The sequence below is a fragment of the Geovibrio sp. ADMFC3 genome (assembly GCF_054687035.1).
The window spans coordinates 484,286-496,993 of the sequence record NZ_BAAFZG010000002.1 but is presented as its reverse complement, the minus strand read 5'-3'; the positions used below and the strand labels follow the sequence as shown (position 1 = coordinate 496,993).

The 12,708-nt window shown below is 46.3% G+C and carries 13 protein-coding genes; all 13 read left to right on the top strand.

Annotation, left to right across the window (positions count from 1 at the left end):
* Positions 1-22 precede the first annotated feature (22 nt).
* The 13 genes from ACYRYY_RS02630 (at position 23) to truB (ending at position 12,697) form a co-directional block, all read left to right on the top strand.
* Complete coding sequence (locus ACYRYY_RS02630) at positions 23-679, top strand: histidinol phosphate phosphatase domain-containing protein (RefSeq protein ID WP_460216447.1); 657 nt, start codon at positions 23-25, stop codon at positions 677-679.
* A gap of 1 nt (position 680) precedes the next feature.
* Positions 681-1,253, top strand: a complete 573-nt coding sequence (locus ACYRYY_RS02625) for a hypothetical protein (RefSeq protein WP_460213940.1) — start codon at positions 681-683, stop codon at positions 1,251-1,253.
* A complete protein-coding gene (gene iorA, locus ACYRYY_RS02620; protein WP_460213939.1) occupies positions 1,254-2,993 on the top strand; it encodes an indolepyruvate ferredoxin oxidoreductase subunit alpha in 1,740 nt (579 codons plus the stop codon).
* A gap of 115 nt (positions 2,994-3,108) precedes the next feature.
* A complete protein-coding gene (locus tag ACYRYY_RS02615) occupies positions 3,109-3,681 on the top strand; it encodes an indolepyruvate oxidoreductase subunit beta (RefSeq protein WP_460213938.1) in 573 nt (190 codons plus the stop codon).
* 126 nt (positions 3,682-3,807) lie between these two features.
* The gene (locus ACYRYY_RS02610; protein WP_460213937.1) at positions 3,808-3,942 is read left to right on the top strand and encodes a hypothetical protein; all 135 of its coding nucleotides are present in this window, start codon (positions 3,808-3,810) and stop codon (positions 3,940-3,942) included.
* Position 3,943: 1 nt separating this feature from the next.
* The gene (locus ACYRYY_RS02605) at positions 3,944-4,951 is read left to right on the top strand and encodes a PHP domain-containing protein (protein ID WP_460213936.1); all 1,008 of its coding nucleotides are present in this window, start codon (positions 3,944-3,946) and stop codon (positions 4,949-4,951) included.
* Positions 4,952-5,057: 106 nt separating this feature from the next.
* Entirely contained in the window at positions 5,058-5,543 is a 486-nt protein-coding gene (locus ACYRYY_RS02600) for a ribosome maturation factor RimP (protein ID WP_460213935.1), read from the top strand.
* Between the two features lie 8 nt (positions 5,544-5,551).
* Positions 5,552-6,937 carry a transcription termination factor NusA gene (gene nusA / locus ACYRYY_RS02595; RefSeq protein ID WP_460213934.1) on the top strand — a complete coding sequence of 462 codons (1,386 nt, stop codon included), beginning with the start codon at positions 5,552-5,554 and terminating at the stop codon, positions 6,935-6,937.
* Positions 6,870-7,529 (top strand): DUF448 domain-containing protein, encoded by a 660-nt coding sequence (locus ACYRYY_RS02590; RefSeq protein ID WP_460213933.1) that lies wholly within the window; start codon positions 6,870-6,872, stop codon positions 7,527-7,529. Before nusA ends, ACYRYY_RS02590 begins: the two co-directional genes overlap by 68 nt.
* A gap of 3 nt (positions 7,530-7,532) precedes the next feature.
* Positions 7,533-11,093: a translation initiation factor IF-2 gene (infB, locus tag ACYRYY_RS02585; RefSeq protein ID WP_460213932.1), complete on the top strand. Its 3,561-nt coding sequence runs from the start codon at positions 7,533-7,535 to the stop codon at positions 11,091-11,093.
* Between the two features lie 55 nt (positions 11,094-11,148).
* Positions 11,149-11,430 carry a DUF503 domain-containing protein gene (locus ACYRYY_RS02580; protein ID WP_460213931.1) on the top strand — a complete coding sequence of 94 codons (282 nt, stop codon included), beginning with the start codon at positions 11,149-11,151 and terminating at the stop codon, positions 11,428-11,430.
* Between the two features lie 24 nt (positions 11,431-11,454).
* Complete coding sequence (rbfA, locus tag ACYRYY_RS02575; protein ID WP_460213930.1) at positions 11,455-11,811, top strand: 30S ribosome-binding factor RbfA; 357 nt, start codon at positions 11,455-11,457, stop codon at positions 11,809-11,811.
* The gene (truB, locus tag ACYRYY_RS02570) at positions 11,795-12,697 is read left to right on the top strand and encodes a tRNA pseudouridine(55) synthase TruB (protein ID WP_460213929.1); all 903 of its coding nucleotides are present in this window, start codon (positions 11,795-11,797) and stop codon (positions 12,695-12,697) included. Before rbfA ends, truB begins: the two co-directional genes overlap by 17 nt.
* Positions 12,698-12,708 lie beyond the last annotated feature (11 nt).

The window sequence follows — 12,708 nt, the reverse complement described above, 5'->3', positions numbered from 1 at the left end:
AAACAGGGGGCATGTTATGCGGATGTATGATCTGCACACTCATACAGTTTTCAGTGACGGAGTTCTTGTTCCTGCGGAATCAGCACGCAGGGCAGAGGAAAAAGGATACGGCGGTATGGCGTTTACCGACCACGCCGATGATTCTAACCTGATTCTGGTTCTTGAGAACCTTCTCCGCTTTAAGGAAAGGTTCAACAGAGAGTCAGGAGAGTTTAAAGTGCTTGCAGGTGTTGAGCTTACCCATGTTCTGCCTTCGTCTGTGGGAAGGCTCACGGAAGAGGCTCGGCGCTTCGGAGCGGATCTGGTTATAGTACACGGTGAGACTCTCACAGAACCAGTGGCAGAAGGCACAAATAAAGCAGCCATAGAAGCCGGAGCGGATATACTGGCACATCCGGGGCTTATATCTGCGGAGCTTTGCAGACTTGCTGCCAAAAAAGGTGTGTATCTTGAAATAACCACAAGGAAAGGGCACTCACTTTCCAACGGTTACGTAGCAAAGACAGCCTTTGAAAACGGTGCATCACTTGTTATTAATAATGATTTCCACGCTCCCGGTGATGCTGTGAGTGCGGAACAGGCGGAAAAAATACTCCTCGGCGCAGGGCTTAATACCTTGCAGGCGGCGGAAGTTTTTGAAAATAATAAAAAACTTTTTTTAAGTAAATTGGGAGGCTAAGGTGGTCAGGAGAAAGAAAAAGCCCGTTCAGGAAGTGCCGATTGATAAAGTCGAAGACTTTATGTTTCAGAACTACAAAAAAATAGTGATGGTTGTGGGTGCATGTCTGCTTATCTTCATTGCAGCTTATACTGTCCGTCAGATTATGGCAGTCAGTGCAGAAAAAGCTGAAGCGGAAATCGGATCAGCGGAAACAAAAATGGCGGTAAACGGTGCAAATGCAGAATCTCTTTCCTCTTATAAGGCTCTTGCGGGCAGGAAATCTTCCTCAAAAAACTATATTTACCTCAAAGCCGGAATAATCGAGGCAAACAACAATATGCCTGATGCGCAGGCAACACTTGCCGCTGTTGACGGAAGTCTCGCAGAGCTTGCAGACAGCCTTGCCTATGACCTTGGCTCAAAAGATATTGACCCCAAAACATACATTGCTAAAGGAAGCATGAAGCCTCTCTGGTATTACAGGGCTGTGCTTTCAGCAGAAAGTGATGAAAAAGCAAAACTTCTTGAGGAGTTCGGCTCAAAATATCCGGAGAGTCCTCTTTATGAAATGGTTAAAAGGTGGGAAAGCTAAATGAAGGAAGTTTTAAGCGGAAATGAGGCGTTTGCCAGAGGAGCGTATGAATACGGGGTTAAAGTTGTAAGCTCATACCCCGGAACGCCCAGTACCGAAATTACAGAGCATGTGGCTCAGTATGAACAGATATACAGCGAATGGGCGACCAATGAGAAGGTTGCCCTTGAAACAGTTATTGGAGCATCCCTTGCCGGAAGACGTGCTATGACCTGTATGAAGCATGTGGGGCTTAATGTGGCGGCTGATCCGCTTATGACAGTCTCATACACAGGGGTGAACGGCGGTCTTGTAATTGTTGTGGCTGATGACCCTAATATGTTCAGCTCACAGAATGAACAGGACAGCAGACACTATGCTCGTCTTGCCAAGGTTCCCATGCTTGAACCGGCAGATAGTCAGGAAGCAAAAGACTTCATAGGCGTTGCCCTTGACATGTCTGAAAAATACTGTACTCCCGTGCTTGTCCGCTCATGCACAAGGATTTCCCACAGTAAATCCGTTGTCAAAATTAAACCGAGAAATACACCTCCTGTTTTTGAACCGGAGAATGATATAAAAAAATGGGTTATGGTTCCCGCAAATGCCAGAGTCCGCCATAAGGTAGTTGAAAACAGACTTGAAAGGCTTTCAGACTGTGCAGATACGGGTAGGCTTACTCTCAATCCTGTGGAATTCCGCAGCGAGGAGATCGGCATAATCTGTGCCGGAGTAACTTACCATTACGTTAAAGAAGCAATGCCCGAAGCTTCTATACTGAAGCTTGAAATGGTTTACCCTATCTGTTTTGAAAAGGTTAAGCGTTTCGCTGAGAAGGTTCAGAAGCTTTATGTAGTTGAAGAACTCGACAGATTCATCGAAAATGAACTCAAAGCCGCCGGAATTGAGGTTCAGCCTCTTAACAGAAGCGTGTGCGGTGAGCTTTCGGTGGATGAAGTCAGAAAGCTTTTCGGCAAAGAGGTGAAAGAGCCTGCTTTTGACCCCAAACAGCTTCCAGCACGTCCGCCTAATATGTGCCCAGGCTGTTCACACAGGGGAATGTTCTACGCAATCGCTAAACTGAAGCTTTTCGCCGCCGGTGATATCGGCTGTTATACCCTCGGTCTCCTGCCGCCCTTGAGCGCAATAAACTCCACTGTTTGCATGGGTGCGAGCATCCCTATGGCTCATGGTCTGGATAAAGCAACTGACGGAGCAATGGCAAGAAAGTCTGTTGCTGTTATTGGCGATTCAACCTTTTTCCATACGGGAATAAACGGTCTTCTGAACTCTGTTTATAATGCGGGCACGTCTACAGTGATTATTCTGGACAACAGAATAACAGGAATGACCGGACACCAGCCCAACCCCGGAACAGGCTGCACAATTAAAGGCACGCCAACGCAGAGAATAAATTTTCCCAAGCTTCTTGAAGCTATGGGAGTGAAAAATATCAGGACGGTGAACCCATTTGATCCTGACGAATGCATAAAGGTCCTTAAGGAAGAAACCGCTAAAGAGGAGCTGAGTGTTATTGTTACTGATAAACCATGTATTTTTGCTGACAGAAGCGTGATTCGCCCGCCTTTCTTTGTGGATGTGAATAATTGCTCAGGATGTACAATCTGCACAAGGCTTGGATGCCCCGCAATTCTCTGGAACAAAGAAGAGAAAAGGGCGTTTATAGACGAAACTCTCTGCACCGGCTGTGAGCTTTGCGTGAAGGTATGCAGATTTGACGCTATCCACCAGAGAAAATAAAAAACCACATATATGTGGTTGCGTGTGTAGCGAAGGTTTGCTTTGCAGACCGCAAGCGTGTATTCAAAATTTTCATGGATGATAAATTTTGAATTATCAGTAAGGTAGGTAAATAATGAAAGATATTAATATACTCATGATAGGTGTGGGAGGGCAGGGAACTGTTCTCTCCAGCGATATAGTCTGCGATGTGGCTCTTGCCGGAGATGCGGACGTTAAAAAAAGCGAAATTCACGGCATGGCGCAGAGGGGCGGGAGTGTTGTTTCCCATGTACGTATAGGGGACAAGGTGCTTTCACCTGTTATCCCTGTAGGTGAGGCGGATATTGTTATCTCTTTTGAAAATATGGAGTTCCTCCGCTACCCCGAATATGCAGGCAAGGAAACATCTCTCGTTGTGAATAAATACCGTATCTATCCTCCTTCTGTTGCAGGCGGTCAGGAAACGTACCCTGCGGAACAGGCAGAAGAGACCAAAATTGCTTTCAAGGAAGTTTTTGAGATAGACGCCATGACCACAGCCACAGGCTTAGGCAACTCAAAGGTTGCGGGTATGGTTATGCTTGGCAAGCTTGCAGCTCTTCTTCCCTTTGATGCGGAAATCTGGCGCTCTGTAATCTCCAAAAAAGTTCCGCCTAAGACCATTGATGTTAATTTGGCTGCATTCAACGCAGGTTATCAGTTCTAGATAGTTACAGTTCCAAGGATGGAACTGCGCCGTGTGAAGCGAAGGCAGGCTTGCCCTGCCGCGAGCGTGTGAGCAGCCGGACAGGATGTACCTGTCTGCGAACTATCAACCAAAAGGAAGATCTGTATGGATAAATCGGGTACTGACAGTTCCAAGGATGGAACTGCGCCGTGCGAAGCGAAGGCGGGCTTGTCCTGCCGTGAGCGTGTGAGCAGCCGGACAGGATGTACCGGTCTGCGAACTATGGATATGGACAAGTAATATGAATAAACCCACTCATCACAGTTCCAAGGATGGAACTGCGCCGTGCGAAGCGAAGGCGGGCTTGCCCTGCCGTGAGCGTGTGAGCAGCCGGACAGGATGTACCGGTCTGCGAACTATTGATCAATTCGACCTGCATATTCATACAAATCACAGCTCTGACGGCGTATTGTCTCCTGTTGATGTTTATACTGTTCTGCGCTCACGAAGCTACTCCCTTTTTGCCATAACCGACCACAACACTGTTTCATCTGTTCGTGAAATGCTTTCCTTTAAGCATGGTGACGGCAGCATGACATATATTCCCGCTGTTGAGCTTTCCACATATCATAAGGACACAGAGATACACATTATCCCATACGGCATAGATCCTGATGATGCTGACCTTACGGCTCTGCTTGAAGAATTTGCCGCAAACAGGCTTTCTCAGGCGAAACTGCGTACAGATAAGCTTAGAAGTCTCGGATTTGAAGTAGATTTTGACCGTGTTATAGAGGTTGCTGACGGCAAGACTCCTTCCGGCGTCACATTCCTTAAGGTACTGGCGGAGAATGAGAAAAACAGGGCGGAGCTTCATCCTTATCTTAAGGGTGAAAAGTCTGATTCCCCTTATACCAAATTCTATTTTGACTATTTCTTTAAAGGCGGGAGGGCGTATGTTGACGTCAGTCTGCTGGACTACCGTAAAACGGTCGCAGCGCTCGCCGATAAATCAGTGCTTGCTGTTGCTCATCCGGGGCTTTATCCTCAGAAAAAAATGGATGAACTGTTTATTGACGGTGTGGAAGGGATAGAGGTTTACTCTTCCTATCATAATGCGCAGCAAAGGACTGATTACCTCAGGTTTGCAGCTGCAAAAGGACTGCTTGTAACAGCGGGGAGCGATTTTCATGGTGATAGAATTAAACCTTCCATACATTTAGGCGGACATGGCTGTCCGGATTCTTCCGTGGCGGAGTGTCTTATTGAGAGAATTATGGATAAAAACTGCTCGCTTTTCAGAATCTGAACACTGTACAGGCTTCGTACAATCAAAAATCTTGCATTAGAATAAAAAATGTGGTAGTTAAATTAGCGGTGGGAGTTATCCCACCAATTTTTTTGTAGCTGTTTATATGGGTAGTTTTATAGAGAAAGAAATTTCGTCCAAAGTCAGAAACGCGCTTATTCCTATCGTAAAAGAGATAGACGTAGATATTTTTGATGTAACTTTCAGGCGGGAAAAAACAGGTCGCACCCTTCGTATTATTATCGACAGGGAAGATAACCTGCCCGGACTTGACGAATGTGCAGAAGTCAGCAGGCGCATTTCAAAATGGCTGGACGAAACAGATTTGATCCCTTACGAACGCTACAGCCTCGAAGTCTCTACTCCCGGACTTGAAAGACCGCTACGCAGCGAGAAGGACTTTCTCAAGTTCTCCGGGAAAATCTGCAAAGTTACAGCCAAAGAAAAGGATGAAACGGGGCGCAAAAGCTACACCGGAAGTATTACCGGTGTAGAAAACGGCTGCATTAAGCTGTTTGTTGAAAAAGAAAATAAAGAATTCTGCATAAAGCTGGACAACATCGCTAAAGCGGTCTTACAGCTCGATTTTTAGGAGGAACAATGATAAGGGAACTTGCTAAGGTTGCCGATGAACTGGGTCGTGAAAAAGGGGTTTCCAGAGAAATTCTCGCAGAAGCACTCAAAGAGGCGATAGTTGCGGCTGTTGGCAGAAAAATAGGAAAATACCTTGAACCGGAAGTGGTTGTTGACCTTGATAAAGGACATATAGAAATACTCGTCCCTAAAGAGGTCAGTGAAGATGTGACCAACAAATGGTTTGAAATAGATATGGACGAAGCTGCGAAATACAAAGAAGACCCACAGCTTGGCGATGTGCTTATGGTTTCCGTTACTCTGGATGATCTTGGCAGACAGGCGGCTCTTGTTGCAAAACAGAAACTTTTTGAGAAGCTCCGTGACGCCGAACGCCAGGTTGTTTTTGACCAGTTCAACAGCAAAAAGGGCGATATCATAAACGGAACTCTCCTTAAAGCTGACAGAGACCTGCTGACAGTCAGCATAGGCAAAACCGAGGCAATCCTTCCCCGCAGGGAGATGATGGCAGGTGATTACTTCAACAGAGGCGACTATGTGCGCGCTCTTCTGCTTGACATCAAAACCCATAAAGGCTGGCCGCAGCTTGTTCTTTCCAGAACTCATCCTGAATTTATGAAAAAACTCTTTGAAACAGAGATTCCCGAAGTTTTCGAGGGGATTATAGATGTAAAATCAGTTGCCAGAGAACCCGGAGACAGAGCAAAGGTTGCAGTTTACAGCCAGAACAGCAATATTGACCCTGTCGGTGCCTGCATCGGTCTTAAAGGCTCAAGAATTAACTCAATCAGCCATGAACTCAGAGGCGAAAAAATAGATGTGGTTGAGTGGTCACCCGATCCTGTGAGGTTTGTGTGCAACGCCATTTCACCTGCTGATGTTGTTCTTACAAATGTTTTTGAAGATGAAGGAACAATCGAAGTCGTGGTTCCCGATGATCAGCTTTCGCTTGCCATTGGTAAAAAAGGGCAGAACGTAAGACTCGCAGCCAGACTTACCGACTGGAGAATTGACGTTCTGAAAGAAAGTGAATACGCTGAAATCAGAAAAGAACGTCTTGCTGCTCAGGAACAGGAAATGAAAGACTTCTATGAGCTGTACAACCTTGAAAATCTTGAAGGTCTCAGCGATTCGTCAATCTCCGCTCTCCTTGAAGCAGGGATAGACGATATAGAAAAGCTCTCCAATGCCACGCCGGATGAGCTTACGGAAGAACTTGAAATAACAGAGGAAGAGGCTGTCGGGCTTATTAATAAAGCAATAGACTACCTTTCATCAAAACTTGAAGAGGCGGGCGTTTTTGAAGAAGGCGAACTTGACGAACTTGAAGAAGATTTCTCCGAAGAAGACGAAGAAAACGAAGAAATCAGAGAAGACGAAGAAGGTAGATAAACCTGAAATTCCCGAAAGAACCTGCATTGCATGCGGAAAGACGGCAGAAAAACCTGAGTTTCTCCGCTTTGTGACGGACGGTGAAGGGAAAGTGGTTTATGACCGCAAGGGCAAACTGCCCGGAAGAGGTGTGTACCTCTGCTTTGACGATGAGTGCCTTAAGCTTGCGGCAAAAAAGAATCTTTTTTCCAAAGGCTTTAAGGAAAAGATAAATAAAAAGGAATATAAACAGCTTCTGGAAGAGATATACACGGTTACCGCCGATTATTTCTTCGCTCTGCTCAAAGCGGGCAGAGGAGCGGAACTTGTGGCAGGCGGCAGCGGGAAATGCGAAAAGCTGCTTGAAACATCACAGGCAAAGCTGGTTCTTGTTCCCGAAGACGCTTCTGATGATACGGTAAAGAAAATTCTCACCGTGGCGGAAGCAAAAGGCGTTACCGTGATGAAATGTCCGGCAAAGCTTGCAATGGCGGAGGAACTTGATGTTCCCTTGAGAGCCGCTTTTGCAGTAACGGACGAGAAATTAGCGGAAGCTGTATCCGTTCCGCTCAAGAGAGCGGATGTAATAAAGAGTTGGCTTAACGGGGTGTAATTGATGTCAGATTTTAAAAATAATGATGAGGGGAAAAAATTGAATAGAAATGACGAACTTGAAAATACGGGAATGGATTTAGCCGAAGGCGATTCCGATGAATCCGCAAAATCCAAACTGAACAAACGTCAGGAACTGCTTCAAAAAGCCCTCGAAAGACACAAAAGACACCCCCGAGCAAGAGAAGTGAAAATAAAAGGCGGAGAGGAAGATCCTCAGCAGCCTAAGAAAATATCCCGTGAAGAATTGCTTAACCGCAAACGCGCCCTTGAGAAAAACATCCGTAAAGTGGATGAACAGAGGGAGCAGTATACTAAGGAAACAGATGTAAAAGCACCGGCGGCTCCCGAAACACCGCAGACTGCTCCCGCTGCTTCCAAACCGGTCGAAGCAGCTTCTGCGGCAAAGGAACAGACTGTTTCAGCAGAGAAAAAGGAAACCCCGGTTACCACTGAAAAGACTCCTGCTTCCGCTGAAAAATCCCAGAACAATATATCTGCCGGCTCTGCTCAGGCTGAAACCCCGAAAGCGCCTGAAAGCCGTCAACAAGGTGAGAGAGAAAAAATGCTTCAGCAGGAAAAAGACTCGCAGACGCGAGGCGAAGAACAGGAAAAACCTGCATCAAAGCCCCATTCAAACGACAGACCTCAGTACGGCGACCGCAGACCTCAGGGTGACCGTCAGTACAACAATGACAGGGGCGAGAGACCTCAGTACGGTGACAGGCGTCCTCAGGGCGACAGACCCCAGTACAACAATGACAGAGGCGACAGACCTCAGTACGGTGACAGGCGTCCTCAGGGTGACAGACCCCAGTATAACAATGACAGGGGCGACAGACCTCAGGGTGACAGGCGTCCTCAGGGCGACAGACCCCAGTACAACAACGACAGAGGCGACAGACCGCAGTATGGTGACAGGCGTCCTCAGGGCGACAGACCCCAGTACAACAATGACAGGGGCGACAGACCTCAGGGTGACAGACGTCCTCAGGGTGACAGACCCCAGTATAACAATGACAGAGGCGACAGACCTCAGTACGGTGACAGGCGTCCTCAGGGCGACAGACCACAGTACAACAATGACAGAGGCGACAGACCTCAGTATGGTGACAGACGTCCTCAGGGCGACAGACCTCAGTACAACAATGACAGAGGCGACAGACCGCAGGGTGACAGACGTCCTCAGGGTGATAGACCCCAATACGGTGACAGACGTCCTCAGGGTGATAGACCTCAGTACGGTGACAGACGTCCTCAGGGCGATAGACCCCAGTACGGTGACAGGCGTCTCCAGGGTGACAGACCGCAGTACGGTGACAGACGTCCTCAGGGCGACAGACCTCAGTACGGCGACAGACGTCCTCCTATGGATAAAGACAGAGGCGACAGACCGCAGTATGGTGACAGACGTCCGCAGAGACCTGCCCAGTCGAACGGCATGAGCCCTAAAGATGAAATTAAACTTGAGATCAAGAAGAAGATAAAAGATAAACCTGAACCTCAGAAGGCTGAAGTTAAAAAGAAGCCGGTCAAAAAGACGGATAAACCTAAAAGCTTCCACAAAACAGTGGCTGAAGGTTTTGACGAACTCACTATTGAACATGAAATTGATACAAGCGTGGCTGCTGCTGCTCCGGTTGAAAAGGAAGAGGTAGAAGAGGAACCGGTTAAGAAAAAACCGCAGACCTCAAGACCCAGAATGGACAAACGAGGCAGAAGACGTCAGGAGACTGAACCTAAGGTTATAGTGCGTCCGTCAAGCATTGAAATAGGTGAAAACATTATTGTTTCCGACCTTGCTAAACTTATGGCGGTTAAGGCGACTGAGCTTGTTAAAAAACTTCTCAGCCTCGGCATTATGGCGTCTATGAATCAGGCTGTTGATGCGGATACAGCTGCACTTCTTGCTACAGAATATGGCATAGATGTCAAAACAAAAGTGGTTACAGAAGAGGATCTCCTCCCCACTGTTGCTGACAAACCGGAAGATCTCGTTCCCCGTCCTCCGATCGTTACGGTTATGGGTCACGTTGACCATGGTAAGACATCACTCCTTGATGCAATCAGAAGAACATCTGTTGCAGAAAAAGAGGCAGGCGGCATTACTCAGCATATCGGCGCATATGAAGTAGAACTCGACCACGGAAAGATCGTATTCCTCGATACCCCCGGTCACGAGGCGTTCACAACTCTTCGTGCAAGAGGCGCACAGGTTACGGATATAGTTATTCTGGTGGTTGCGGCGGATGACGGCGTTATGCCCCAGACAAAAGAAGCAATTGACCACTCAAAGGCGGCAGGCGTTAAAATCGTTGTTGCAGTCAACAAGATAGATAAGGAAAATGCCAACCCTGATATGGTTAAAAGCCAGCTCTCCGAACTCGGAATTATTTCTGAAGAATGGGGCGGGGATAACCAGTTTCAGGAAATTTCAGCTAAAAAGAACCTCAATATTGATACTCTGCTTGAAAGAGTTCTCCTTGAGGCAGAAATGCTTGACCTTAAAGGTAACCCAAACAAGCCTGCTGAAGGTATTATTATTGAGTCCAAACTTGACAAACAGAAAGGTCCGGTTGCCACAGTTCTTATAAGAAACGGAAGCCTCAAAAAAGGCGATTACTTTGTATGCGGAACAGAATACGGCAAGGTCAGGGCTATGTTCAACTATAAGGGAATGTCTGTTAAGGAAGCGGGAGTTTCAATTCCTGTGGAGCTTATGGGCTTTTCCGATGTTCCTCAGTCAGGCGATAGATTTATCGTCACCCCTGATGAAAAGGTAGCTAAACAGCTGGCAGAACTCAGAGCGGACAATAAACGCGAAAAAGCTCTTATGGAGAAAACAAAAGTTTCTCTTACTGATCTTTTTGCAAAAATTAAAGAAGGCGAGCTGAAAGAGCTTAATATAGTTCTTAAGGCGGATGTTCAGGGCTCACTTGCTGCTCTTGAAAACTCGCTCAACAAGCTCACCAGCACAGAAATCAAGGTTAATATAATCCACTCTGGTGTGGGCGGTATTAACGAAAACGATATTATCCTCACCGCTGCTTCAAACGGTCTGATATTCGGCTTTAACGTAAGACCGGATGCCAAAGCCAGAGAAAAGGCGGAGAAAGAGGGTGTGGATATCAACCTTTACTCTGTAATCTATCAGATTGTGGACGACGTTAAACAGGCGCTTGAAGGTATGATAGACCCGAACCTCAGAGAACAGATAATCGGTCAGGCGGAAGTCAGACAGGTGTTCTCCGTACCGAAAATCGGCAAAATCGCCGGTGCATACGTTACGGAAGGCAAGGTTACAAGAGCGGCTGGTGTCCGTGTAATCAGAAACTCAATTGTTGTTTACGAGGGCAAAATATCCTCACTCAAACGCTTTCAGGACGATGCCAAAGAAGTTATGGCTGGTTATGAATGCGGTATTGGTGTGGAGAAATTCAACGACCTTAAAGAGGGCGATGTCATAGAAGCCTTTATCACTGTTGAGGAAAAGAGAACGCTTGACGATGTTAAGAAAAGCGATCTTGAAAAACAGAAAGCACAGGAAGCTGCAAAAACAGAATAACAATGCTTTCAGGCGAACACAGGATGCTGGTTTGCCGATACAAGTGGCATAGTGTATGATCATTGCATCAGTGGTATTTGGGCTTGGGATAGAACAGGCTTTTTCCCTCAAGGATAAAAGACGGGTTATCTCAGGTCTCAAAACCAGACTGAAAAATAAATTTAATGTTGCCGTAAGCGAAGTAGGGTCACATGATATATGGAACAGGGCAGAGATAGCCGTTGTTACGGTCTCTGCCGAACGGCAGCATGCTGAAAGCCAGCTTTCGGCTGTGATGGACTTTGTTGAATCGTATGGGGAAGTTGAGGTTATTTCCATTAATGAGGAAATATTCTGAGCTTCTTAAAAGGTCAGGTTTAAATTGCATAGAATAGAAAGAGTTTCAGAACTCCTTAAAGAGGAGATTTCAAGAATAATACAGTTTGATGTAAAAGACCCGAAGGTCAAAGATGTTGTTATAACCTCAATCGAGGTGACAAGAGATCTCTCTCAGGCGAAAGTTTTTTTCACCAGCTATAACAAAGAGAATCTGAAGTATATCCACAGGGGGCTTATGAGTTCAGCCGGATTCATAAGACATCAGCTTCAAAAAGCGGTGCATCTTAAAAAAACACCGTCTAAACTTATGTTCTTCATTGATGATTCTTCCGAATACGGAAGCAGAATTGATGAGGTTCTCCGTGAAATAATCAAAGAAGACGATGAACGGGATAGTTAATCTTTACAAAGAAAAAGGGGTGACATCTTTCAAGGCGGTGGATAGGCTGCGGAAGATTATCGGTGTAAAGAAATGCGGACACCTTGGAACTCTTGATCCTATGGCGGAAGGGGTTTTGCCAGTGTGCGTGGGCAATGCCACAAAATTTGTTGACTACCTCATGGATGTGGACAAAGAATATATTGCCGAATTCACTCTTGGAATGAAAACCGACTCCTTTGACACTGAAGGGACTGTCCTTGATGAAAATCATCAGATTAGCCCGGATATAACCGAAGTTGAAAATATTTTTAAATCTTTCACCGGAGAAGTTGAACTGACTGTACCAGCTTTTTCATCAAAAAAAATAAACGGTGAAAGAGCTTATAAACTTGCCAGAAAAGGCGAGATAGAAGATGCCGGAAAACGGAATATGCGTATATACTCCGTTGAGCTGGTTGAATACGCATACCCTAAGGGCGTTGTTAAAGTGCAATGCGGCAAGGGGACATATATACGGAGCATAATCCATGAAGCAGGGCTTAAAATGGGCTGCTTCGCTGTAATGAGCGGTCTTATACGCTCTGCAAACGGAATGTTCCGTGTAGCCCATGCGGTTACTTTGAGCGCTTTGGAAGAAATGGCGTCCAAGGGAACGCTCACCGCTGCTGTTCATCCGGTTTCAACTATGCTTAACTGGAAACATGCAATTGTTAAAGATGAGGCGGTTAAACTTGTTTCCAACGGGGTTTCGGTAAAAGAATGGAACTATGCCTGTCTTCCTTTTGAAGGGAGCAAAGACGGGGAAATGTTTTTTATATCAGAGAAAAACGGGCGTGTACTCGCCATCGCAGAGAAAGCAAGGGGCGGGGACTGTCCGTTAAAAATTATAAAAGTTCTTGTATAGGATAAAACGCG